Here is a 25,191-nt window from a genome sequence, read left to right as displayed (position 1 = left end):
TTTTCACTATAAGATATAAAACCACGATTATTTAACAATAAGGAAACACAGCAATCTAACAAGGTTGTTGTGTTTTTTAAATCTTCTAGTTGACAAATGTAAACTTAGAGAATAACATAGTATTTGTAGTTTACAAGTGTAAACATAAATTGAGGAATTTGAGGAGAGATATTTATGACAAAGGTGATCGTATTAATCGTTGGTTTAGCAATTATAGGGTTTATTCTTTGGTGGTTCTTCGGCAATCATCAGGTAGCTCAAACAACGGCCAATGTAAAAGATAACAATCAAAGTGTCGATGTTGAGGTTAATGGTGGATATTCACCTGAAGTTATTACTTTGAAAAAAGGTGTTCCCGCCACAATCAATTTTACGAGAAAAGATGCTTCTAGTTGTTTAGATCGCGTCGTCTTCTCAGATTTTGGTATTAATCAAGAATTACCACAAAATAAACAACGAACAGTTGAAATTGATACTAGCAAGTCAGGTGAATTTAATTGGGCTTGTGGTATGGACATGTTTCACGGCAAAGTAATCATTAAATAAAGAGGAGAAATTATTATGGTTGAGAAGGTACAGAAGGTTAACGTTACAGTTGCAGGTGGATATGATCCCGCAGTTGTTAAATTGGAAAAAGGTATTCCCGCAGAACTTACTTTTACCAGAACTAATGCACAGGGATGTTTGGATGTTGTTCATTCTAAGACAATGAATTTTGAAAAACAGCTACCACTAAATGTTGCTCAAACTGTTTCAGTTTCAACTGATAAAATAGGAGAGTTCGAATTCAGTTGCGGTATGGATATGTTCTCTGGAAAGGTAGTGATTCAATAATGACAATTACAAAACGTTTTTGGATTGCTTTAATCTTTTCATTACCAATGTTAGTAGGAATGATTCTGATGCCCTTTGGTATTATGATTCCCGGTGGCGAATGGACTCAATTTATTTTAACAACTATCGTTATGGCCGTGGCCGCACGTCCATTTCTACAGAGTGCTTGGGCTTCATTTAAAAAACATCATTCCAACATGGATACTTTAGTAGCTATTGGTACTGCCACAGCCTATATCTACAGTATTTATGCTATGATTACTCATCAAAGTGTTTTCTTTGAAAGTGCCGCTTTCGTTGTTACTTTCGTTTTACTAGGACAAGTTTTTGAAGAAAGAATGCGTAATAACGCTTCAAATGCGATTGAAAAATTGGTTGATTTGCAAGCTAAAGAAGCCGAAGTTATGCGTGATGGCAAATTGGTCAAAATACCACTAGCCGAAGTCGTTCAAGGCGATTTAATTAAAGTTAAACCTGGTCAAAAAATTGCAGTCGATGGTGTCATTACTGAAGGTAGTTCAACAGTTGATGAATCAATGGTTACTGGTGAAAGTATGCCCGTAACTAAGAAGATTGGCGATAAAGTTATTGGTTCAACTATCAACAGCAATGGAACTTTTATGTTCAAAGCTGAAAAAGTTGGTAGTGACACAATGTTGTCACAAATTGTTGAACTAGTTAAGAAGGCTCAAAATAGTCATGCTCCTATTCAAAATTTAACTGATAAAGTTTCTGAGGTTTTTGTACCAGTTGTCTTGATCCTTTCAATTCTAACGTTCTTAGTTTGGTACGTTTTCTTGGGTGCTACAATTGCTCAAGCTCTGATTTTTGCAGTTTCCGTAGTCGTTATCGCTTGTCCATGTGCTTTGGGATTAGCAACACCAACTGCCCTAATGGTTGGAACTGGTCGTGGAGCTAAAATGGGTATTTTGATCAAGAATGGTGAAGTTCTTGAAGAAGTTAACGATGTTAAAACAGTTGTAATGGATAAGACTGGTACTATCACAAATGGTAAACCAGAAGTTACTGATATTGTTGGTGATTCACAACAAGTTTTGAAACTCGCCGCCGCTTTGGAAGAATCATCTGAACATCCTTTAGCTACAGCCATTCTGGATAAAGCTAAGGCGGATAATGTTCAAGCAGACAAGGCCGATTCTTTCCAAGCCATTGAAGGTAAGGGTGTTGAAGCTATCGTTAATGGTCAAAAAGCCTTTGTTGGAAATGACAAATTATTGAACGATGTTAAGATTTCCGCTGATTTAGAAAACAAAATGGTGCAATTACAAAACGAAGCCAAAACGGTAGTCTTTGTTGGTTTGAATCAAGAAGTTATCGGTATGATTGCTATTCAGGATGCTCCTAAGGCTACATCTAAAGAAGCTATCGCTACTTTGAAAGCTCGTGGATTAAGAACTGTTATGTTAACAGGTGATAATGAACGAGTTGCTCAAGCTATTGCTCAAGAAGTCGGAATTGACGAAGTTATCGCTGATGTTCTACCTGGTGATAAGGCTGATCATGTCGAAGAACTACAAAAGAACGGAAAAGTAGCGTTTGTTGGTGATGGTATTAATGATGCACCAGCTTTAACAATGGCTGACGTTGGTATCGCCATGGGTTCTGGAACTGATATAGCAATTGAATCCGGTGGAATTGTTCTAATGAAGAATGATTTGAGGGATGTTGCTAAAGCTCTTGAATTGAGTAAGAAGACCTTTAATCGTATCAAACTCAATTTGTTCTGGGCCTTTGTCTATAATGTTTTAGGAATCCCCGTTGCAGCTGGGTTATTCTTTGCTGTCGGATTGACATTGAGTCCTGAATTAGCCGGATTAGCTATGGCTTTTAGTTCCTTGTCAGTTGTAACTAGCTCTGTCTTGTTAAATAAGGCTAAGATTGATACTAAAGTTAAAACAGCATAAGATTTAAAATAAAAAAACGACGTCTATTAGATACGGTATACACTGTGCCGAATCCTGAATAGATGTCGCTTTTTAATTATATTTTTATTCTAGTTGCCTTCAACGCCGCCAAGTTTTTTATCGAAATCATCTTTAGGTTGCTCTTGATCAACCCAATGTAGATCGGCATGTAGGTCATATAAGAAATCTAAGAAGGCGGAATTAATACCAAGTGAATCTAATTCAGTCGCAGATAGTGTGTAACTGATGGAATCTTCTTGATTCAATTCAATTTTTTGAACCCAATTAGGTTCCCTGATTGATTCACGTCCGATAGCAGCAAAGTCAATGCCTGCATCCATAATTTTTTCTGCATCGTCAGGTTTTTCAATTGAGCCAACGGAAATTAGAGGCAGACGATTATTTACCGTTTGTTTGATTTTTAGAATAATTGGTTCTTTATCAGATTTGTCGTTCAGTGAAGTTCTCCAAGCGTATCCCATTGAAACATGAAGATAGTCTATTGGTTGATCGGCTAAAAGGTCAATGAATTTCAAAGTATCGTCTAAACGAATACCTGGTTCTTCAATTTCCTCAGGAGAAATCCGATATCCAATGATAAATTTGTCATCAGCGTATTTTGAAACAGCTTCATTGACACTCTTGATGATTTCTAAAGCAAAGCGAGTTCTGTTTTCAAAGTTGCCACCCCATTTGTCTGTGCGACGGTTAGAATGGGGTGAGAAGAATTGTTGCATCAAATAAGTATTTGCACCATGTAATTCAATTCCATCAAAACCAGCTTGAATGGCACGACGAGTAGCTTCGCCAAAATCTTTAATGATTTGTTCGATTTCTGATTCTTTTAGTTCACGAGGCGTTTCAGCGTTAGGGCGTAAAGCAGCCACAGCACTAGCTGAAACAGGTTGAACCCCACGTAAAATCTTAGAGTTAGACATTCTACCAGCATGAAAAATTTGAAGAATTGCCTTAGTTCCATTTTGCTTCATAGTATGAGCCAATTTGGTTAGACCGGGCATGAATTTATCACTGGCAACAGAAGGTTCACCCTCAAAACCTTTACCATCGTCTGAAACGTTCATGGTTGGAGCGATAAACATGCCGGCACCACCAGTATGAATATCGAAGTAATGTAACTCGTCACGAGAAATAGCACCATTTTCTAAAGCAGCAGCTTCAGTCATTGGTGGAATCACGATACGATTTTTCACTGTAACGCCGTTTTTAAATGTATAAGGCTTCAAAAATTTATATTTTGTTGTCATAAGTAGGACCTCACTTTTATAAGTTTTAACAAAATCATTTTAAAGTCTTATGTGCTAGAATCATAGTACGCACTTTTTAGTAACTACAAATAAATTCGAATGAGGAGTTTGGAAATGGCGGAGAAAAATTATCATATGAGTCTTGACCTTACAATGTCAATTATCAATGGAAAATGGAAATCCTTAATTCTCTGCAAATTAGGTATGAAATCGCGTCGTAATGGAGAATTATTGCGAAAAATTCCTGATATTAGTCAGAAAGTTTTAACACAACAGTTAAATGAGTTGATAGATGATGGGGTAGTGAGACGCGTTAGATTTCCAGGCTTGCCTTTACATGTTGAATATTCTTTAACGGATGAGGGTAAATCTTTGCGAAAGGTTTTGATTGATATGTCAATTTGGGGAGAAAAGCATGCCGCCAAATTACAGGAGAGTGGTCAAACGGTATCTTTTGTGTCTGATAACTTCAATGGGTACATTAAAATGAATCAAAATAAGAAGGATGTTAATCAACAATTAGTTGAATAACATCCTTTTTTTAACTCTTAAATATTATTGATTGAAAGTTGTTTACTCTGTGATTTGACAAAATTAACAAAACTAGCGATGGCTGGTTGGTTCTCAGTTCTTTTTAGGGTTGCCATATAAAGGATTCGTTGTTTATTAGGAAATGAAATTGGAATTATCTTAACCGGCATAGTTTGCATGATCGACATATTAGGGACGATGGCGATACCGAATCCATTGGCAACTAAACCAGCAATTGCCTGATCCTCTTCAACAGAGTAGGCAACAATCGGATGCCCCCCGACTTCATTGAACAACTTATTCATAATGGAATACAAACCACTGCTTTCTGAAAAGGTGACCTGAGGATAGTTTAAGGTCTCTGACAGATTTACGCTGGAATGATTGGCTAAAGCATGATCAATTGGTGTGATACAAACCATCGTTTGTTCAGCCACAGGGAAGAAATTCAGATCAGGATAGTTGTCCAATCGAGAGCAAAAAGCTACATCGTACTTTCTGGAACGTAAACCATTGAGAATATCTGGCGAGAGTCCTGTGTCAGTATTGAATTGAAAATCAACCGTTGGATTTTCAGTAGATTTCAGAAAACGTTGAGCCATGTCAGGTAACCATTTAATGCTCAAAGTACGCAAGGATGCTAAATGGATAATCGTTTTTTCTTCATTAAGACTTTTAGCCTCGGCAATGCTTTTATCCAGTGAAATCAGTGATGTAGAAACACTGTTAGCAAACAATCTTCCTTCCGAGGTAAGGGTAACACGGCGACCTTCCCGTTGAAATAAAGTTAAATCGAGTTCTTTTTCTAAGGAATGCATCGCTTTAGTTAAACTTGGTTGTGTAATATGTAACGTTTTTGCCGTCTGAGTGTAATTCTCAGTTCTAGATAAAGCTACAAAATAACGTAGATGATCTAAATTCATAACAAAATATCCCCTTAAAAAATTAGATTTGTTCACCGTTGAAACCGTTTTATATAGCCAATATAGCAGAATCAATAACTTTTGGCTATAGATGACTGCGATAAAGAGTAATTGGACGATTATTCAGAAAACGATTACATTGAACTCGTAAACAAATATGTGAATTAAAGAACATGCATGCTAAATCCACAAACTTTTGGAGGAGTTAATTATGACAAAGACACATCCCATTACAGTTAGTTCTTGGACGTTAGGTGATAAATGCAGTTTTGAAGATCGTTGTAAAGCCGCTAGTGAAGCAGGTTACGATGGAATTGGACTACGTGCCGAAACTTATGTTGATGCCTTAAATGAAGGTTTAACAGATAAAGATATTCTCGATATTCTTGCTAAATACAATATTAGATGTACTGAAGTTGAATACATCGTTCAATGGTGTGAAGAGCCAAGAACTTATGAACAAAAGTATAAGGAACAAATGTGTTTCCATATGTGTGAATTATTCGGTGTAAAACATATTAATACCGGATTGATGGAAGACTATCCAATTGATTACACAGCTAAGAAACTTCAAGAATTAGCAGCTAGAGCGGGCAAGTGGATCATTGCACTAGAACCAATGCCATACAGTGGTTTGCCAAACTTGGATAAAACGTGGAAAATCATGCAAAAAGCTAATTGCGACAATGTTTATATGCTTTTGGATATGTGGCACTGGGTTAGAGCTGATCAACCATATAACATGTTGACAAAGGAGCAAGCTAAACGTGTTATTTCTATTCAATTGATGACGCTTATACAAGACCATACGCTAAATCAATTTTGCGTGATGAATCAATGCATGACCGTCTAGCTCCCGGTACTGGAGATTTGGATACAGCAGGATTCGTTAAGATGATCAAAGATGCTGGAGTTGATCCAAAGGTTATCGGTGTAGAAGTGATTTCTGATGCATACATGGCTAAAGGAATTGATTACGTAGCTGATTACACATATAAAAACACCATTAAGGTTATGGAAGAAGCATGGCCTGAAATTTTGAAAGAAACAGTTACAGCATAATTAGCAATTGGGGGGTACAAAAATATGAGTGATACATGGTTAGGATTAGAAGGAAAAGTCGTTGTTATTACTGGAGCCGTTGGTGGAATGGGAACCAAGTTTTCCAATGATTTTGCCCAACAAGGTGCCAACATTGTTTTGGTCGACTTATTAAAAGGTAAAACAGAAGCTTTAGCTAAAGAAATTTCTGACAAATATGATGTTAAAACTTTAGCAATTCAATGTAATACCACTGATGAAACGGAAGTTGATGCAGCTGTCAAAGAAGTTGTTGATAAATTTGGAAAAGTTGATGTCTTGGTTAATACTGCTGCTATTTTGAGATTCTCACCATTAGAAGATCTACGTTTAGACGAGTGGCAACAAGCTTTGAACGTTAACATTACAGGTTACTTTTTAATGTCGCAAAGATTTGGAAAAGTTATGATCAAGCAAGGACACGGTACTTTAGTTCACATCTCAACCGCTGCTTCACTATCACCAGAAACATATAGTGGTGCCTATAGTACAACCAAAGCTGCTGTTAATATGATGTCCAAACAAATGGCTGCTGAATGGGGACAATTTGGATTACGCAGTAATTGCGTTCTCCCATGTTTAGTTAAGACACCATTATCAGAAAACTTTTACAGTGATCCTAAAGTTGAAGATGGTAGAAAACGTTTAGTTGCCAGCAAACGAATCGGTAACTTGACCGATATTTCTAATACTGTTCTATTCATGGCCAGTGATCGCTCGGATTATACAAATGGTAGTGAAGTTATGGTCGATGGTGGAATTCATATGATGATCTCAGATATGATTCCAAAACCAGGTGGCCGTCGTCAATATGCTATTGATCATCACCAACCAGCTAAAAAATAAATTTAATTAAGAGACTGAGACGAAAGTCTCAGTTCTTTTTATAAGGAGTGCTTATCATGGAAAAACGTATTTCGGGAACAACAGGTTTATTTACATTATTAGGTTCACCTGTAGGACATTCGGGATCGCCAGCAATGTATAATTTCAGTTTTCAGAAACAAGGGCTGGATTATGCTTACTTAGCTTTTGATGTTAAAAAGGAACAAATGCCTCAAGCAATCGATGCACTCAGGCTATTTAAGGTTCGTGGTAGTAACGTTACGATGCCATGCAAGAGTATTGCTGCAACTTTAGTTGATGATCTTTCTCCAGCAGCTAAAATTATTGGAGCTATCAATGTAATCGTGAATGATAATGGCAAATTAACAGGTCACATTACTGATGGAATTGGGTTTGTCCGTAATCTGAAGGAAACTGGAGTTGATATTAAAGGTAAGAAACTAGTTGTATTAGGTGCTGGTGGTGCCGCAACTGCTTTGCAAGTTCAATGTGCTTTAGATGGCGCTAAGGAAATTTCTATTTTCAATCAAGATGATGAATTTTATCAAAATGCTGAAAAGACTAAAGAAAAGATTGGACAAGCTAAACCAGAAGTAAAGGTTAATGTTTATCCACTTGCTGACCAGGCTAAATTGAAAGCAGAAATTGCTCAAGCCGATATTTTAGTTAACGCAACTATCGTAGGAATGAAGCCATTGGATGGGCAATCATTAGTTGATAAAAGTTATTTACGCTCTGATTTAGTCGTTGCCGATACGGTTTACAACCCTCTTAAGACAAAGTTAATTGAGGACGCTGAAACTTTGGGATGTACAATTGCTCCTGGTAAAGGAATGCTGTTATGGCAAGGTGCTGCAGCTTACAGCTTGTTTACGGGTAAGGAAATGCCAACTGCAGAATATCAAGCTTACGAGCAACAACAAGCTAAAGAAACAGTCAAAGAAGGCTAAATTATGGAAGCAAGAATTGATGGTCATACGACAATGTTAGCTTTATTCGGTTCACCAGTAGGACATTCAGGCTCACCAGCGATGTACAATTATAGCTTTGAACAAGTCGGAATCAATTATGCCTACTTAGCTTTTGATATTAAAGAGAATGAAATGGCTTCAGCTTTGCAAAAAATGCGTATTTTTAATATGCGTGGTGCCAATGTTACGATGCCTTGTAAAAAGATTGCCAGTGAATTAGTCGATAAACTATCGCCAGCTGCTCAATTAATTGGAGCTGTTAATACGATTGTAAATGATGATGGTATTTTGACAGGTCATAATACTGATGGGGCTGGATATGTGGCAAACCTTCGCCAGCACAACGTTGAACCGGAAGGAAAGATTTTGACTCTATTGGGCGCTGGTGGTGCTAGTACCGCAATAGCTGTTCAAATGGCATTGGATGGTGTTAAAGAAATTCATATCTTCAATCCAAAGGATACCTTCTATCATAATGCTGAAGTCATTGCCGAAAAAATTATGAAAAAAGTACCTGATTGCAAAGTTACGGTCGACGATATTAATGATCAGATAGCTTTGAATTCAGCAATTGAAAATAGCGATATTTTGGCAAATGCTACTAAAGCAGGTATGGCACCAAATGTTGAACAGACTAATATCAAAGATACTTCTGTTTTCCGTCCAGGATTAGTTGTCACCGATACAGTCTATAGTCCCGCTGTAACTAAAATGTTGCAGGATGCTAAAGACCATGGCAGCCAAATTATTGGTGGAAAAGGTATGTTAGTTCAACAAGGTGCTGCTGCTTTCAAACTTTACACTGGTGAAGATATGCCGGTAGATGATGTTAAGAAATTGTTCTTCTAAATCAATGGAGGATAGTAAAATGGTGAATAGTCAGAAAAAGTACTACCCAACTGCTTTTGCTCTATATTTTGCTTATTTTATTTTAGGAATTGCATTATCGATCATGGGACAATACAAAGCTGAATTTGCGAAGGCTTGGGGAGCTTCAACACTCTCTAATGGAGCAATAGATGTTTCGATGGTTGTCTCAGTAATTGCCGCATATGGTTTAGGTAGATTGTTAGCTTATCCATTTGCCGGTCCCATTTCAGATAAAGTGGGACGCAGAGTTAGTGGCTTAATTGGTATTTTCTTATATGTAGTGTTTTTCTTTGGTGTGATTTCAGTACATCAGTTATGGATTGCCTATGCTATGGGAATCATTAATGGCGCCGCTAATTCCTTCTTGGATACGTGTATTTCTCCAAGTGTCATGGAAATTTTTCCTAAGTCAGCTTCAATCGCTAATCTTTTTACAAAATTCTCAATTACAGTAGCTCAATTCCTCTTACCTTTCGTAATTGGATTAGTAGCCAGTGCCCATTTATCTTATAAAATTATTTTCATTGGTTGTGGTATTTTGATGTTAGCAGATGCTTTCTTAGTAATGTTTTTACCATTTCCACAGCAAGAAAAAGTTACTACAGGTAAAAATAAAATTACGGTAAAACATCATTTTTCAGCTGCTGCGATTGCTTCTATTTTAATTGGCTTTACAAGTTCAACAACTTTTATGATTTGGTTAAATTGTAACCAAGAATTAGGTGCAAGTTATGGCGTTAAGAATCCAAGTCTTCTACAATCTTTCTACGCTGTAGGTGCTACAGTAGCAGTTTTACTGACAGCTCGCTTAATCCATTTGGGATTGAAAGAAACAACTGTATTAGTTATTTATCCAAGCATTTCCGTTATTATGTTATTGCTTTGTTACTTCATTACTAGTCCTGTTATTCTTTATATAGGAAGTTTCGTAATCGGTTATGCTGCTGCCGGAGGTGTTTTGCAATTGGCAACTTCAACAACCATCAGTTTCTTCCCCGAAAGCAAAGGATTAGCTACGTCATTGGTTATGATAGCTTCCAGCACTGCCAATTATGCCGTTTTATCAATTGCTGCTTATTTGACAAAGATGACCGGTGCCGATGCTCCAAGAATGATAATTCTTTTAAATGTGGTTATCACGATTATTGGGATTGGTCTGGCTTTGATTGTTAAACGCCATGAACGAGTGAAAACTGATGCACCAGCAGTTAACTTGGAAAATTAAATGTGAAAAATAAAAAATGTCCATATCGACCAATATATCTGGTTGATATGAACATTTTTTGATTTAAGCGAATTACTTACGATTTTTAAAAATAAAAAATTTGGAAAGAATGTAGTTACCGACGATAGCCAATATTTGACCAACTACTTTAGTACCGGCACCATTGGCACTCATCAATGAAATACCAACCCAAAGAGTGGCACTTTCAATTAAGAAAGTTAAAATACGTGTACCATAGAAAGCCAACATTTCCTTGAAGGCGGTGCTTGATTTGTGACGGAAAACAATAACTCGATCAACCCAGAAACCAACCTGAACACCCAAGAACCAGGCAACAATGTTAGCAACTTGATAATTAGCTTTGAGCACTCGATAAAGGATAAAGAAAGTACCAAAGTTAACTACAACAGAAAGTAGTCCCCAAAGTAGGTAACGAACTGCTTGTTTACCATTGCTTTCAGATTCGGCATAATCCTCAGTTGAAAATACAGGACCAGCATCATTAATACCCTCAGAAACATCGTCGACAATTTTCGTTAGTGAATTTTCTTCTTCTAAATCAGTTTTTTTGTTCATATGTGTATCAACTTCCCCTAGAAATTGTGAATATAGTTCTATCTTAAACCTTTTTTAGTGTAGAGAAACAAATATTAAAAGTTTTAAAAAATTAAATATAATTTAAATTATTTTATCAAAAGATTGCAATAGTAGGATTAAATATCATGGTGTTTTAAGATTAAAACAAGGAGGATTTTCAAACACAAGATATAGTATTTGATGAGTGACCAAACACCATATGTTCCATGTGAAACATTTTAATTCACTTTAAGGTTATTTGATAGAAACGGCCAATCTTAGAAATGGAAATGCTTACACGACATTAGATAATTTACATGCCACATCGCAGTCACAGCCAGGCGGAGGTCTATTTGGTATTAATGAAGATATGGTCGGCATTAAGAAGTTGTTAAATAAATAAATCCCGTCTCTTAATTGAGATGGGATTTATTTGAGTGATGGCCAGCTGTGACCGCCAGTTTATCATAATTTTTTTGAAGATAATTATAGATCTGGGTACGATCCGTTAAGTTCATTTCGGCAATTTTGAAAGGGTCCTCTAAAGGAAAATCATGATCCTTTAATAACTTGACGTAATCAAAATAATGCTGCAATGAGTTATCAACCATACCTAATTTAATAGACTCTTTTGTTTCTATATAAATTAAGAGGTAGTACATATTAGTTGGAACGGAACTGACAGAACCTAAAAGACGGAGAATGCCAAACTGGATAAATTTAATTTCATTAAAGGGAATATCCAGAACGGTTTTTTCTACATCGCAGATGTGAATGTCATTATCAATGTGAACATTCAATTTGTAGGTCATGCCAACAATCTCATTGGAGTACTTATAGATGGTATCACGTAAGGGTTGGCTGTTGTTGAGTCTAACTTTGAATATTTTATTTTTGACGTTAAGGTCATCTTTGTAAAAATTATCAGAAGCTAAAATTTTTGAATCGACTGTATGCATGAATAACACCTCTTTAGATTCAAATTTGTGAACGCTTTCGTTATACTACTAATAATTATAAACGTATCATTTTGTAAATTGGTAAATAAACGATATAGTAATAAATCGATAGAGATTGCGTCTAAAGGCTATTCTGAATAGGGATGTGCTATATTTAATTTGATTAATTGGAAACATTAAGGGGAAGATTTTATGAGTTTAATGGTTTCGACATTTATTTTGATATTGGCATCGGTTGTTAGTATCTTTTTGGCTCAAGTTTTTTCGAAAATATCAGTCAATTATATCAGTATGATCATTGGTGCCCTGATTTTCTTTATTCCTATCATGGGTAAGAACGTGATGACCTTTAATTCCGATATTTTTATTGGCTTGATTGTTGCACCATTGCTATTCTTTGAGGGTCAGGCAACACGATTGAATGCAGTTGGGAAAGAATTGAAACACATTATTCAGACGACTGTCTTTTTAGTTGTTATTTGTATGATATTAGCCGGTTTCGGTGTTTGGGAAATTGCCGGAATCAGTTTGCCACTAGCTTTCATTTTGGCAGCTATTAGTACACCGACTGATGCTACGGCAATGGAGTCGGTCACTAATGGATTGAAGATGCCTAAAAATGAAGGTACTTTTTTAAAAATGGAATCGTTATTCAATGATGCTTCCGGAATTATCCTACTTAATATGGCAATTCTTTGGTACATCAACGGATACATTAATTACGGAGAAACCTTGGGTGACTTTTTCATTTCAGCTGGAGGTGGTGTTCTGTTTGGCTTTGCGGCAGCTTGGGTCATGGTTCTGTTCCGACAGATACTTTTGAGAAGCTCGTATAATTCCCTAAATGCGCAGAGTTTAATTTACATTCTGACACCATTTGTTTTGTATTATGCAGCTGAAGAAATTCACGTTTCTGGAATCATTGCCGTAGTTTGTGCCGGCTTAGTCCATAACGCCGAAGCACAGCGTAGCCGTTTGATTAACGCACCCCAAGTTCATTTAGGATTTGATTTAGTTTCAATGATTACTGAAATTTTTAATAGTACAGTTTTCGTAATTTTAGGATATATGTTTACGAAGATTATTTCCGATGAAAAATTTACAGATGCCTCGTTGACCTGGATCATGATTGGTATAACGCTTTATTTGGTCAATGTTTTGGCGAGATATCTCTATGGTCGTTTACGATTAGATTTTAACAATAAGTCGTCTTGGATCTTTGCCTTAGGTGGTGTTCACGGGGCTGTTACACTAGCTTTGGCCTACACATTAGCTGAATATCACGTAACCAATGCTGATTTCAATTTAGTTTTAATGTCGGAAAGCGTTCTTATCATCTTGAGTTTGATAGTACCAACGATTGCCTTTCGCTTCCTATTGAAGAAAGACGTAACAGATGATGATGCAGAAAAAGAAATCGACAAAGTTAGAGTAGAGATGGTTCACCGGGCAATTGATTCGGTTAATAAAATGTATCTACCCGATAATGTTAAAAAATCGGTTATCTTTGACTTGATGGCACAAAAACAGCGTACGAGAACCAGAGACTTTATCAAAGCCTGGGTTGAGGTCGTACGCCATCCAGAGTTTACAGGGGCAGAAAAAGAGTTGGAAATGCGTGCCTTTATGAATGCCTTTGTTCAAGAACGAGAGTATTTAGATATGATTTCACAAAGTGAAGTAAAGTACCAGAACTATGTTTTTGAACTTTACAATGAGATTCTTTTAGCAGAAACTTTGGTAATCGGGCCCACTGTTTCGGAAGATGAAGAAGAAACAGATTAAGTTGGTTCCTTTTCGTTAACGATAAATGTAAACTTATAAAGCAAGAATTTAAGACCGGGAGGGATTTATCATAGATAAAAAAACCTTGAGACAACAACAAATTCAAAAATTGAAAACCAATCAGGCTAAGACTAAAGTTGAAGCTGCCAAGTTATTGCAGAAATTGATGGCAACAACTGAATGGCAAAATGCTAAAAGTATTGCGACAACTGTCAGCAGTCCAATTGAAGTACCAACACCAATTATTGTGGAAGCAGCCCGTAAAGAAGGTAAAAAAGTTTATTTACCTAAGACAATGCCACATCGCCAAATGGTCTTTTTACCATTTAACAGTCGTGAAGATTTGATTACTAGTAAGTTTGGAATTCCTGAACCGGCATATGATGAAACGTTGGTTAATCAGGAACCAGATTTAGTGATTGTTCCCGGATTAGCTTTTGCAGAAGATTCAAATTATCGAGTAGGTTTCGGTGGCGGTTATTATGACCGTTTCTTGGCTCAATATTCTGGTTCTACAGTAGCCTTAGTACCTTCAGCAATGCGTTTTGCTACAGCTGATTGGGAAATTGAAGACTATGATGTTAAGATTCAAAAATTAATTTTGGTAGATTAAATTTTAAAAGAGTTCACTATGTATGATTCTATAGTGAACTCTTTTTTAGGAGAATTTTGGATTGAATTTTTGAAAGAGATTCTCCTTTTTAGTTAAGGCGAGAAGAACTCTTTGTTGATCATATACGTCGACACCTTGATAAGTGAATACTCTAATCAAAGTTAGAAGATTTTTTTCGAGAGATACATTGAGATTTATGGATAATTCTTGATTATTTTTCAGGGTACAAATTAATTGAAGAATATCTGGATTGATGTCGAATGGACCAGTACGGGGTCTTGTACGATAAATAACGTTAATATGATCGATATCTTGATATGAAATTGTTCGTTGAGTGAGGGGAATTATGTGGAGCAGTTGAGTAAGTTTAGTAGTGCTGGAAGAACTGAATGCATTTATTTTGAGACCATCCCTATTAATTAACCAATAATCGTTAAAACAACTAGGCAATGTTACGAATAGGCCGATTAATAGTACTAATAAAAATACCCAGAAAGGTTGATAGCCAAAGCCCGTGAATAGAAGACTAACAAAAATAATGAAGATAATAGAAAATATTACTCGTCTTAATTTGATTGGTTGACCGAATTGAAAATCGTCGGCTACTACTGGTGGGGTCAAATTGACCTTTTGTTTAGAAAATTGGATAATTTTTTGAGCCAAGGATTCATTAGGGTAAAATTGCTTGTTCTCAATTAATTCAACTTTAGCGATAGAAATACCTAGTCGATTGGATAATTCTTGATTGGAAAAACCAGATGTCTTTAAAATTTCACTGTAATCTATTAACATAATGAATCCCTCCAGACTAATCGAAATGTTTATATCTGTAAGCATAAATTAGAACAATAGAAAAAATAATTAACCAGACTATCAAAACACCAACGTCAAATAAATTCCAAGTGAATCTATGCTTGAGTAAACTCTGATTAATAAATTTGGCGATTACTCCTGAGTATAGAAAATCGGATATAGTGGAGATAGTCTTGTTAAAACCTTTAAACATAGGAATAAAAGTGAAAATAACGGTTGGTAATAAACTTAAAACACCAGCACTGGTTTGATTGTGAGAAAAAATTCCAACTGTGAAACCTACTAAGATACTGATGATAGTACAGATAATAGTGATAACTAAATAATTAATGATAGATACTTGTTGCCAAGAAGTACCGCTTAAAGGCACGAGAATAATACTTACTAAGGTAAGAATTAAAAGTGAAGGCAGCAAACTACCAATGAAATATTCAGTAGCATTGACCGATGAAGTCATCAAGACCCTTAGAGTGTGATGTTCTTTTTCTTCAGCAATTGGATAAGAACCAAACATGATTCCACCCATTGTTATGTTTAGGATGATCCCCATATTTAAAGTTAGAGCTCTGAGGGAGGGTAAATTAGATGGAAAAAAATTTTTAAAAGCGATAACGTATCCGATTGCCATCAGTGGCGCCATGAGTAATGAGAGGTTCTTTAAAATTAGGTGTAATCTCAAGATAAAAATTGCGCTTATTTTTCGCATTGATATATTCATTTTAGTTTTCTCCCCGTCACTTCTAAAAAGACATCTTCTAAAGTTGGTTCACAGGAATGAATAGTTTGTAGTTCACTATTTTCCATCCACCAATTGATTTTTTGTCGTGTCTCTTCAGAATCGGTTAATTTCAGTGCAGTATTATCTTTTAAAAGAATTTTGTATTGGATTTTCTTGTTGTACTTCAAACTTAAAGCTTGTGGAGAACCTATTTCAGCAATTTTTCCATTGTTTAGAAGTGCCACCCGATCACAAAGTTTAGCGGCCTCATTCATATTGTGCGTAGTTAGAAAAACGGTAGTACCAAAATTTTTTAATTCTAAAATTAATTGATGAATTTTTTGAGTTGTGCCAGGGTCAATACCATTAGTCGGTTCGTCGAGAAAAAGTATTTGAGGGCGATTGAGGATGGCTCGTGCCAAAATTAATCTTTGTTTCATACCTTGTGAGAATTTTTTGACTAATTTTTTTCTATCATTATAGAGATTGACTCGTCTTAATAAAGAATCAATACTCGTTTTATCAACGTTAAAGATACGAGCAAGGGTCCTTAGATTCTCGTAAGCAGAGAGACTTTCATATAAACCACTATCATGCGTTACGACACCGATATGCTCATAAATGTCTTCTTTGAAGTAGTGGCTGTTGTTTCCTAAAACGGTAGCGGTGCCGGAGTTTGCGATGAGCTGTCCCGTGAGTATTTTGATAGTTGTTGTTTTACCAGCTCCAGAGGGACCTAAGAAACCAAAGATCTCACCGGAACGAATTGAAAAATCAAGATTCTTTAGAGCCGTTTGGTTGTCGAAGTTTTTATAAAGATGTTTAACTTCTATTATTGGTGCGATTGCCATGTTGTTTCCTCCCTTGTTTTTACAAACATAGAATACAAGGAAAGAACAAATAAGTTTTCAAAAATTAGCGAGTTGTGGAAGAGATAGGTTGAAATGTACCCACATTATTGAAGTAGATCCTTGAGTTGATCCAATTTGGCTCGAGATAAAGGAAGAGTTTCTTTACTATTTTTTAAAATTAAAGTGTAGCTATTTTTGGAATAACTGATCAATTCTGAAATGCGTTGTAAATTAACGAGATAGGAGCGGTGACATCTGAAAAAGCCGAAGTGAACAAGCTTCTTTTCGAGTTCTTCCATTGTTAAAGAGGAAGGAAAATACTCAGAATTGACGGAAAAATTGCTAACACCATTGATACTTTCGATGAAGTCGATTTCGTTAGGACTGAAGAAAATTGTTTTATCATCAAGATGGCTGGAGAGACGGAAGATGTTTTGTGGTTTAGTGGAATCTTTATCTAGTTCTAAATCGATTTTTTCTAATTGATGGTCGACACATTGATATATGGTAGAACTGAGTTGCAAGAGTTCTTCCATATATGATGAAATAACGACAACAGTTGATTTCTGGCGAACGACTTTTAAGGCCTTGAGATAAGATTTGATTCCTTCGTTTGATAAGTCTCTTAAGGGACTTTCAATAAAAACTAAATCTGGTTGTGAAAGAGCAATTCGAAAAAGGTGTAGTCTTTCAATCTGATCAGTAGTAAGAGTGTTGGTTTTCATTGCCAAATTGTCTCCTAGAGAGAACTGGGGTGCTAGCTTCCTTATGTCGACGTGTTGAGCAGCTATCTGATTAAAGAATTGGAGATAACTTTTAACAGTTATTTTTTGGTAAATACCATCGTTATGACGCTTGATTGAGGTGCTTTGAGCGTGATTGGTGATTGAACCACTGTTAGGCAGGGTATTTTGTTCTAATAAATCAAAAAAAGTGTTTATTTCAGTGTGTGACATCTTTAAACCAATGTTTTCTTGTGAATTGATTTTTAAAGAAAGATTGTTAAAGATACTTTGATTTTTGTTCTGTTTGGCAACATCTTTGAATTCAATTAAATTCATTTTCCACTCCACAATTGAGACTTTAATAGTAATTCAATTTTAGCAAAGACCATCTCTTTAGAATGCCATTTCAACTAAAAAGTCCCACAATTTCAAGATTAGTTGAAATAGTGGGATTAGTTTTAACTTTTTTATTGGAATTATTAAATTATATTTTGAAATTCAATTTCTTGTATTCAAAACATAGTGTATATATGATTTTTATTTATAGAATATTATGTCATTAAGACGTGTGGATAATTTAATTGTTTAAATAAATACAGGGGTGATGATAATTATTAATTGGCAAAATAAGTGGGCATATAATAAATATTGGGTAATGTCGAAATCTCAAAAAAAGTATGATGAAATTCGTTTGATGGCTAAAAATAATGAGTGGTCCAAAACTAAGGACATAGAATTTGAAAGAGTTATAAAGTCTTTAGAGAATGTTGAGCCTACAAAGAAAACATTAACCAATGTTTATCAACATATTTGGGGTTACTTTAAGAGAATATGTACTGATTCTGAAAAAGAAGAGTATGTTAAATTAATTGCGTCTTTAGAGCCTGAAAATGACCAAGTAGGGCTCTTCTTAAGAGACTTGACCTATAAGTATCAAATAAAGTATCTTATGCAATCAAGAATAGTAAAGGAATTGGGAAAAAATTAATATGAGATTATGGCATGAAGATTTAATTTCCAAATTACCTAGACAACAATTACTAGGTCAACATAGAGAAATTGCGGCTCTTAGAGGTAACGGCTGGGGTAAAAAGCACTCTACTGTGAACTATGTTTTTAAGCATTCTCCTTATAAGCTGTATCAATTTCACCTGTTAGTCATGAATGAGATGGTCAGTCGAGGATATAAGCCTAACGATAATTGGTTTGATCCAAAGTATAGAGGGATACATTGTGAACCATATAATGAATTAGAAAAAACGCCTAATACACGTCCGATATATCCTGAGCATAATGATGCATATTTAAGAGAGTGTATTGATAATTTGAAGGCAAAAGGAATTTTTATTCAGTAGCATTATCTTAAGATACTATAGGTATTTGTGCAGTTAATCTTAATGAAAAATGTTATTTTGGCACATCATAGAAGAAAGTGTTAGTATGAGTAACTGCTAGTTTTATTACTAACATTTTTTGTTTGAAAAAATTAAAAAAAGACACTAAAAAACCGATCATGATTTTCATCATAATCGGTTAAGCGATAATTGCTATGGGTGGTTGGGGGATCGAACCCCAGACCCACGGATTAAGAGTCCGTTGCTCTGCCAGCTGAGCTAACCACCCATGAATTTCAATTGATTGATAAGTTGTTTCCCTCTCAACCAACGAGATATATCTTACCATAAGCTCCAAATTTATAGCAAGTACTTTTTTAAAAAAAGTTCAAAAAATTTAAGGTAGCTTTATGGGTATTTTGTTTTAATGGTTAATAACTAGTATAATAATTGTGTCAAGGAGATATAAAATGGCTAAAAAAATTCTAGTAGTAGATGATGAAAAACCAATTTCCGATATTGTTAAATATAACTTGGAAAATGAAGGCTACGAAGTCATAACTGCTTTTGATGGACAAGAAGCCTTGGATAAAGTAGATGAGGATAATCCAGATTTGATTTTACTAGATCTAATGCTTCCAGTTATTGATGGTCTTGAAGTAGCTAGAACTATCAGAAAAACTAAAGATACTCCAATCATTATGTTAACAGCTAAGGATACTGAGATTGATAAAGTCATTGGCCTAGAACTTGGGGCTGATGATTATGTTACAAAACCATTCTCAAATAGAGAATTAGTTGCGCGTGTCAAAGCACGTCTTAGATCACAAAGTCATATGCAGAGTGATGATAAAAAGACAAGTGAAATTAAAATCGGTGATCTAACCATCCTTCCTGATGCATATACAGTAACTAAAAATGGAAAAGAAATTGAATTAACACACCGTGAGTTTGAATTACTACATTATTTAGCTCAACATATAGGACAAGTTATGAAGCGTGAACACTTACTTCAAACTGTTTGGGGATATGATTATTTCGGTGACGTTAGAACAGTTGATGTTACTGTAAGACGTTTACGTGAAAAAATTGAAAATAATCCTAGCCAACCAGAATGGTTAATGACCAGACGTGGAGTTGGATATTATTTGAGAGATCCTGATGGAGAATAGAGAGGGCGGAGCAAAGGCGGTCAGCCTCCGAGGATTTGCCTAAGTAGTGGAATCGCACGTGTACTTTACGTGCAATTCCACTACTGTAGCAAACCGGAAGAGGTTGCCTTTGCGGAGCCCGTTTGCAGCAACATAAGCAAATAAACCATCGCAGCTGCAAACAAACTAAACCAACCATCAAAAGAGACTGAAGAATTTCATCATTGAAAATAAAAATAAAATTAAAAAGCTGATTGGCATATAAAATGTCAGTCAGTTTTTTTGTCATCTGGATAGCTGTATAATGTAATTAAGTCTGTATTGTTTAGGTGGAAATATTGTGAAAAATAGATTTGCTTTTTTACATTCAATTAATTTTAAAATCGGATTATCTTTTATCTTGATTCTTATAGTCACAATTGAAATCATTGGGGCTTATTTTGTACGTCAATTGGAAGATCAGAATGTTGCAAACTTTGAAACTTCTGTTTCAATTCCAGCGTATACGTTGAATCAAATTTCAGAGAATTTGACTGATAATGATGATCATACTCGTGACAATATCAGTAACGCGATTCAAGATTATTCGCGAATCAGTACTGATATTACCGATGTACAAGTCATTGATCGAAGTGGAATCATTGTTGGGGCCAAGGATTCCGAAAGTAATAGTATTATTGGAACGCAAACTTTGAAAGATAATATCAAACAGAGTATTCGAACTGATAAACGAATTACCCAAATTTACTATGAAAGAGATAACGGTAGTTCTTACGAATCGATCGTGCCAGTGACATCTCCAGATAATAGTACAGTTGTGGGAGCAATTTATGTTCGTGCCAGTATGGAATCAGTTTATACCGGTATTAATAACATTATTTTGATTTTCCTAACAGCTTCATTAGTAGCTGGACTTTTAGGTGCTGTGATTGCCATTTTCATTTCTCGAGCAATTACCAGACCGATTGATGAAATGAAGCAACAGGCCGTTCGTATGGCTGAAGGAGACTATTCTGGTCAGGTTCGTGTTTATTCACCTGATGAGTTAGGACAATTGGCTATGGCTGTTAATGATCTGTCGGTTAAAGTTGAAGAAGCGACCGAGAATTCGGAATCCGAACGACGAAGGTTGGATAGCGTTTTGACGCAAATGTCCGATGGTGTTATTGCGACAAACCGTCTCGGTAACATAACGGTTATTAATGAAATGGCACAAGAATTTTTGGATAAAGATGAAGATGAGGCTATCGGCCAACCATTAGTTGATATTTTGGGGATTAAAGATCGGACGAGTTTTGACGATTTGTTGGAGAATCCTGATCCAATGGTAATTGAAACCAATGATTCGAACGAAGATTATGATGATGCCAGTGGCGATAATTCATTGATTCTGAACGCTGATTTTTCATTGATCCAAAGAAACAGTGGCTTTATTAGTGGTATGGTTTGTGTCCTACATGATGTTACTGAACAACAAAAGATCGATAGTGAGCGTCGTCAATTCGTTTCCAACGTTTCTCATGAATTGAGAACCCCACTAACAAGTATCAGTAGTTACATTGATGCTTTGAATAATGGTGCTTGGAAAGATCAAAAATTGGCACCACAGTTCTTAGGCGTTACTGCTGAAGAAACTGATCGTATGATTCGAATGATCAAAGATCTACTAAGTTTGTCAAGAATGGACCAAGGTCGTTCGAAATTGGATAAGGAACTAGTTAACTTTAACGAGTTCTTCTCATATATTTTGGATCGATTCGATATGATGCTGAAAAAAGAGAAGGCTGATGCTAAAGAAAATGGTTCTAAGATTGCCAAAAATTATCGAATTAAACGTATTTTTACTAGCAAAGATTTGTGGGTAGAAATTGATACTGATAAGATGACACAAGTAATTGATAATATTATGAATAATGCTATCAAGTATTCACCAGATGGTGGTGTTATTACATGTCGTTTATTGGAAACTAATAAACATATAATTATTAGCATTTCCGATGAAGGATTAGGTATTCCTAGAAAGGATATCAAGAAGGTCTTTGAACGTTTCTATCGTGTTGATAAGGCACGTTCTAGAAAACAAGGTGGTACTGGACTTGGACTTTCTATCTCCAAAGAGATCGTCGAACAACACAAAGGTAGAATTTGGGTAAATAGTGCCGAAGGTAAGGGATCAACATTCTACATTTCCTTACCATTTGACCCTAACGAGACAGGAGGAGAATGGGATGAAGTTTAGTCGCTTGATCATTCAGATCTTATTAGTTATCGCCGTTATAACGAGTATCGTACTCTCATTCTTTATATGGACGAATACAGCTCGTTATCAACGAGGACGCAATATCGACGTTACATCGACACAATCGAATAAAAATGAAGTACCAATCAATCAGGTTATCAGTGCCACATCAGTAATTTGGCATGATAATGATGATCAAAAATTGATTTATAACAGCAATGATAATATTGCTTTGAGTATTCAAAAAATTATGCAAGATTGGAAAATTGATAGTCCCAAATTAGTTTCTAAAAAGGATGGGGCTTATTATCAAAAGATTATCCAGTCAAAAGATGTTATTCAATTAGTCTATCCAACTTCAATTTCAACAAGTATTTTGGGTTATTTGCTCAATAACAACAGTTTACGCAATGATAAGTCATATTCGTTCAATCGAATTTTGATTAATTTGAAAGATAAAAAGGATAGTAATATCTACTTGGCCAATGACAGTAATTACGCTGTTTATAAGGCACCTGTTAGAAATGCAACATCGGCACCAATTTCTAAATTAGTTAAAAAGGCTAATATTAATTTGAAAATTCGTTTGAACATTATGAAGCATGGTGTTTTCACTTTCTATACTGAACCTATTAAATTGAAATCTTACTCATATGTAATTAGTAGTAAGGATGATGGCGAGTATACAACGGCGTTATTCGATTCAAATACTAATGGATTGGTCACTTCTGAAGATAATGGCGTTTATACCTATAATTATGGTGAGTCAAAACGTCTAGTTTCGGATCATAATTCTGGTGAATTGAGTTTTGAGGATTATACGGATACCTCAGTTCCTAAGACTCAGTTAGCCTTCTTGCAACGTGGTTATCAAAAGGTGGTTAATCTTCAAAATTCCATCTCTAACTTACGTTTGTACAGTGCTAATTGGAAGGATAAGAATCTTGTCTTCAGAGAATATGTTGAAGGTTTCCCAATTTTCAAGAAGAGTGAATTCGGTTCGATTCGAATCAAATTCAGTCGCAAAGGAAGTACAGAACATTTCCTAAATAAAGTACTAGAAGTCCCAGTTCCTTCGGATCAGGCCTCAACTAAATTGAAATCGACAAGTGATATTTTTAAAGGACTAGAAAGATCAGGCTATTCACCTAATGATGTCCAGGATATTGAGGTTGGTTATCAATGGGAAAGTGAAGCTGATAATGAAAAAGTTGTCGATTTGAAACCAACTTATTACATTAAAATCGAAAATCACTGGAAACCATATAGTGACTGGGCAAATGATACTGCGGAGGATAAATAGATGGATTTTAGAAGAATTGAAGTAATTTTCTTAATCGTTTTTTTCTCATTAGATATCTTTTTATTCTTGTCATTTCGAAATAGTCAGCAATTGGTCAGCAGTTCTAGTACCAATACTTCAACTGTTACGGAAATGAGAAAGCGTAATATCAGTTTTGGAACTTTGGATACCAAAAATGGTAGTGCTTATTATTTAGGCTCACAACCAGATAATTCTTTAGCTCAAAATGTTAATAAATTACGTAATCAAGAAGTTCAATATGATGAAAATACTCGCAAACTTACAAGTAATTTAAACAGTACTATTGCGGTCACAACAGAGGATAGACAAAAATTAATGAATAAATTCATTAAGAAGGAATCAAATGTACTATTTGGCGAAGATTATAAGTATGCACCACAATTGTCAACGACTTCGCAAATGGTTTATGTAGGAACAGGTAAACTAGGTGAGATTTATGATAAGACTTGCCAACTGACCTTTACAATTGAAAGTGGTCGAGTTGTTAGTTATACTCAGACCCATATTAATACGATGATCATTTTACATGAAAGTCAGACAATCAAGAGTGAAAAAGAAGTTATCACTAACTTGTATGCCAACTCTGAAATACCAAACAACTCCAAGATTTCTTACGCCAACTTAGCATATACGAAATTATTGGTAGCCAAGAATAGTACGATTTATATTCCAGTTTGGTTTGTAACGATTAGAAATAAAGATAGTAAAGTTAGTTCTATTAAGAAGGTTAATGCCTTTACGGGCAATATTATAAAGAATTCAGCAAATGGAGATAATAGTTACAATGCCCAATGATGATAGTTTAAAAATTAGTGTGCTTGCTAGCAGCAGCTCAGGTAACGCTACATATATTGAGACCCCGAAACATCACGTTTTAGTTGATGCAGGTCTTTCAGGTAAAAAGATTAAAGAGGCGATGGAAAGTATCGGTAAAGATATTAATACCGTTGATTCCTTGTTTGTGACCCACGAACATACGGATCATATTAAAGGTGTTGGTGTTTTAGCTAGAAGATATAATCTGAATGTTTATGCCAATCAAAAAACGTGGCAAGCAATGTTGCCCAAAATCGGTAAAGTACCTGAAGATGAGATCAATGTCTTTGAACATAATAAGATTATGTCTTTAGATGATCTGGATATTGAAAGTTTCGCAGTTTCACATGACGCAGCTGATCCACAATTTTATAAGTTTTATCATAATGGTAAAGAATTCGTTATTTTAACGGATACGGGTTATGTATCTGAACGTGTTCAAAAGACAATTGAGAATGCGGACGGCTATTTGTTGGAATGTAACCATGATGTTGAAATGTTACGTGAGGGCTTTTATCCTTGGCCATTGAAGCAAAGAATCCTTAGTGAAAAAGGTCATCTTTCAAATGAAGATGGTGCTCACACGTTGATGGATGTTATCGGTAATAACACTAAACAGATATATTTAGGTCACTTGAGTCATGAAAACAACACTAAACAAGTTGCACGGACAGAAGTTACACAGGTTTTGGAAGATCATGATTTTGCAGTTGGACACGACTTTAAAATCAACGATACCGATCCTGCTATAGCTGATCCGTTGATTGCGTTGTAGGTATTTATAAATAAATCATATGTAGTTCATAATTTTTTCATA

25 protein-coding genes, 1 tRNA gene and 1 pseudogene are annotated in these 25,191 nt (G+C 35.5%); 18 read left to right on the top strand and 9 right to left on the bottom strand.

Going from position 1 to position 25,191, the window contains the following annotated elements; genetic code table 11:
* The first annotated feature begins 174 nt into the window (after positions 1-174).
* The 3 genes from ATN92_RS04130 to ATN92_RS04120 are packed head-to-tail and all read left to right on the top strand — an operon-like array spanning position 175 to position 2,759.
* Positions 175-546 (top strand): cupredoxin domain-containing protein, encoded by a 372-nt coding sequence (locus tag ATN92_RS04130; protein WP_056954884.1) that lies wholly within the window; start codon positions 175-177, stop codon positions 544-546.
* Positions 547-561: 15 nt separating this feature from the next.
* Positions 562-834: a cupredoxin domain-containing protein gene (locus ATN92_RS04125; protein WP_056954882.1), complete on the top strand. Its 273-nt coding sequence runs from the start codon at positions 562-564 to the stop codon at positions 832-834.
* Positions 834-2,759, top strand: a complete 1,926-nt coding sequence (locus tag ATN92_RS04120) for a copper-translocating P-type ATPase (protein WP_056954880.1) — start codon at positions 834-836, stop codon at positions 2,757-2,759. The genes ATN92_RS04125 and ATN92_RS04120 overlap by 1 nt, the downstream gene beginning before the upstream one ends.
* An 89-nt stretch (positions 2,760-2,848) precedes the next feature.
* Here the strand turns inward: ATN92_RS04120 and ATN92_RS04115 are convergent, their stop codons facing one another.
* The gene (locus ATN92_RS04115) at positions 2,849-4,024 is read right to left on the bottom strand and encodes an NADH-dependent flavin oxidoreductase (RefSeq protein WP_056954878.1); all 1,176 of its coding nucleotides are present in this window, start codon (positions 4,022-4,024) and stop codon (positions 2,849-2,851) included.
* Positions 4,025-4,138: 114 nt separating this feature from the next.
* On the opposite strand from ATN92_RS04115, the gene ATN92_RS04110 reads away from it, so the two are divergent.
* Complete coding sequence (locus tag ATN92_RS04110) at positions 4,139-4,555, top strand: winged helix-turn-helix transcriptional regulator (protein WP_056954876.1); 417 nt, start codon at positions 4,139-4,141, stop codon at positions 4,553-4,555.
* 17 nt (positions 4,556-4,572) lie between these two features.
* Here the strand turns inward: ATN92_RS04110 and ATN92_RS04105 are convergent, their stop codons facing one another.
* Entirely contained in the window at positions 4,573-5,478 is a 906-nt protein-coding gene (locus ATN92_RS04105) for a LysR family transcriptional regulator (RefSeq protein WP_056954874.1), read from the bottom strand.
* A 211-nt stretch (positions 5,479-5,689) separates the two neighbouring features.
* On the opposite strand from ATN92_RS04105, the pseudogene ATN92_RS04100 reads away from it, so the two are divergent.
* The 5 genes and pseudogenes from ATN92_RS04100 to ATN92_RS04080 all read left to right on the top strand — a co-directional run bounded on the left by ATN92_RS04100 (position 5,690) and on the right by ATN92_RS04080 (position 10,470).
* Positions 5,690-6,540, top strand: a pseudogene (locus ATN92_RS04100) (sugar phosphate isomerase/epimerase family protein).
* Between the two features lie 24 nt (positions 6,541-6,564).
* Positions 6,565-7,404, top strand: coding sequence for an SDR family NAD(P)-dependent oxidoreductase (locus ATN92_RS04095; protein WP_056954872.1), 840 nt, complete (start codon positions 6,565-6,567; stop codon positions 7,402-7,404).
* Positions 7,405-7,460: 56 nt separating this feature from the next.
* Positions 7,461-8,354 carry a shikimate dehydrogenase gene (locus ATN92_RS04090; RefSeq protein ID WP_056954871.1) on the top strand — a complete coding sequence of 298 codons (894 nt, stop codon included), beginning with the start codon at positions 7,461-7,463 and terminating at the stop codon, positions 8,352-8,354.
* A gap of 3 nt (positions 8,355-8,357) precedes the next feature.
* Entirely contained in the window at positions 8,358-9,224 is an 867-nt protein-coding gene (gene aroE / locus ATN92_RS04085; protein WP_056954869.1) for a shikimate dehydrogenase, read from the top strand.
* Positions 9,225-9,243: 19 nt separating this feature from the next.
* The gene (locus ATN92_RS04080) at positions 9,244-10,470 is read left to right on the top strand and encodes an MFS transporter (protein WP_056954867.1); all 1,227 of its coding nucleotides are present in this window, start codon (positions 9,244-9,246) and stop codon (positions 10,468-10,470) included.
* A gap of 72 nt (positions 10,471-10,542) precedes the next feature.
* On the opposite strand, the gene ATN92_RS04075 is transcribed toward ATN92_RS04080, so the two are convergent.
* Positions 10,543-11,046: a GtrA family protein gene (locus ATN92_RS04075; protein WP_056954865.1), complete on the bottom strand. Its 504-nt coding sequence runs from the start codon at positions 11,044-11,046 to the stop codon at positions 10,543-10,545.
* Between the two features lie 413 nt (positions 11,047-11,459).
* A complete protein-coding gene (locus ATN92_RS04070; RefSeq protein ID WP_056954863.1) occupies positions 11,460-12,005 on the bottom strand; it encodes a hypothetical protein in 546 nt (181 codons plus the stop codon).
* Between the two features lie 192 nt (positions 12,006-12,197).
* On the opposite strand from ATN92_RS04070, the gene ATN92_RS04065 reads away from it, so the two are divergent.
* Positions 12,198-13,790 (top strand): cation:proton antiporter, encoded by a 1,593-nt coding sequence (locus ATN92_RS04065; protein ID WP_056954861.1) that lies wholly within the window; start codon positions 12,198-12,200, stop codon positions 13,788-13,790.
* Between the two features lie 67 nt (positions 13,791-13,857).
* The gene (locus ATN92_RS04060) at positions 13,858-14,403 is read left to right on the top strand and encodes a 5-formyltetrahydrofolate cyclo-ligase (protein WP_056954859.1); all 546 of its coding nucleotides are present in this window, start codon (positions 13,858-13,860) and stop codon (positions 14,401-14,403) included.
* A gap of 45 nt (positions 14,404-14,448) precedes the next feature.
* On the opposite strand, the gene ATN92_RS04055 is transcribed toward ATN92_RS04060, so the two are convergent.
* From ATN92_RS04055 to ATN92_RS04040, 4 genes are all read right to left on the bottom strand, one after another.
* Complete coding sequence (locus ATN92_RS04055) at positions 14,449-15,195, bottom strand: helix-turn-helix domain-containing protein (protein ID WP_056954857.1); 747 nt, start codon at positions 15,193-15,195, stop codon at positions 14,449-14,451.
* A 16-nt stretch (positions 15,196-15,211) separates the two neighbouring features.
* The gene (locus tag ATN92_RS04050) at positions 15,212-15,730 is read right to left on the bottom strand and encodes an ABC transporter permease (RefSeq protein WP_220096145.1); all 519 of its coding nucleotides are present in this window, start codon (positions 15,728-15,730) and stop codon (positions 15,212-15,214) included.
* Between the two features lie 200 nt (positions 15,731-15,930).
* Positions 15,931-16,785 carry an ABC transporter ATP-binding protein gene (locus ATN92_RS04045; RefSeq protein ID WP_056954853.1) on the bottom strand — a complete coding sequence of 285 codons (855 nt, stop codon included), beginning with the start codon at positions 16,783-16,785 and terminating at the stop codon, positions 15,931-15,933.
* Between the two features lie 104 nt (positions 16,786-16,889).
* Positions 16,890-17,846, bottom strand: a complete 957-nt coding sequence (locus ATN92_RS04040) for a LytTR family transcriptional regulator DNA-binding domain-containing protein (protein WP_056954850.1) — start codon at positions 17,844-17,846, stop codon at positions 16,890-16,892.
* Between the two features lie 268 nt (positions 17,847-18,114).
* Here ATN92_RS04040 and ATN92_RS04035 point away from each other — a divergent pair, with 268 nt between their 5' ends.
* Together ATN92_RS04035 and ATN92_RS04030 are read left to right on the top strand one after the other, a co-directional pair.
* The gene (locus tag ATN92_RS04035; RefSeq protein WP_234032529.1) at positions 18,115-18,498 is read left to right on the top strand and encodes a YbgA family protein; all 384 of its coding nucleotides are present in this window, start codon (positions 18,115-18,117) and stop codon (positions 18,496-18,498) included.
* A 1-nt stretch (position 18,499) separates the two neighbouring features.
* Positions 18,500-18,865 carry a TIGR02328 family protein gene (locus ATN92_RS04030; protein ID WP_056954848.1) on the top strand — a complete coding sequence of 122 codons (366 nt, stop codon included), beginning with the start codon at positions 18,500-18,502 and terminating at the stop codon, positions 18,863-18,865.
* Positions 18,866-19,060: 195 nt separating this feature from the next.
* Here ATN92_RS04030 and ATN92_RS04025 read toward each other — a convergent pair.
* Positions 19,061-19,133, bottom strand: a tRNA-Lys gene (locus ATN92_RS04025).
* Between the two features lie 181 nt (positions 19,134-19,314).
* On the opposite strand from ATN92_RS04025, the gene yycF reads away from it, so the two are divergent.
* The 5 genes from yycF to ATN92_RS04000 all read left to right on the top strand — a co-directional run bounded on the left by yycF (position 19,315) and on the right by ATN92_RS04000 (position 25,149).
* Positions 19,315-20,016 (top strand): response regulator YycF, encoded by a 702-nt coding sequence (gene yycF / locus ATN92_RS04020; RefSeq protein ID WP_054642603.1) that lies wholly within the window; start codon positions 19,315-19,317, stop codon positions 20,014-20,016.
* Positions 20,017-20,335: 319 nt separating this feature from the next.
* Positions 20,336-22,234 (top strand): cell wall metabolism sensor histidine kinase WalK, encoded by a 1,899-nt coding sequence (walK, locus tag ATN92_RS04015; RefSeq protein ID WP_056954846.1) that lies wholly within the window; start codon positions 20,336-20,338, stop codon positions 22,232-22,234.
* Entirely contained in the window at positions 22,224-23,537 is a 1,314-nt protein-coding gene (locus ATN92_RS04010) for a YycH family regulatory protein (protein WP_056954844.1), read from the top strand. Before walK ends, ATN92_RS04010 begins: the two co-directional genes overlap by 11 nt.
* On the top strand, positions 23,538-24,353 hold the full coding sequence (locus ATN92_RS04005) for a two-component system regulatory protein YycI (protein ID WP_056954842.1): 816 nt from the start codon (positions 23,538-23,540) through the stop codon (positions 24,351-24,353). It abuts the gene before it with no gap.
* Positions 24,343-25,149: an MBL fold metallo-hydrolase gene (locus tag ATN92_RS04000; protein ID WP_056954840.1), complete on the top strand. Its 807-nt coding sequence runs from the start codon at positions 24,343-24,345 to the stop codon at positions 25,147-25,149. Before ATN92_RS04005 ends, ATN92_RS04000 begins: the two co-directional genes overlap by 11 nt.
* The last annotated feature ends 42 nt before the right edge of the window (positions 25,150-25,191 follow it).

The organism is Companilactobacillus bobalius (genome assembly GCF_009764355.1).
The sequence above is the reverse complement of the archived record's forward strand: the minus strand, read 5'-3'. Positions and strand labels throughout refer to the sequence as shown.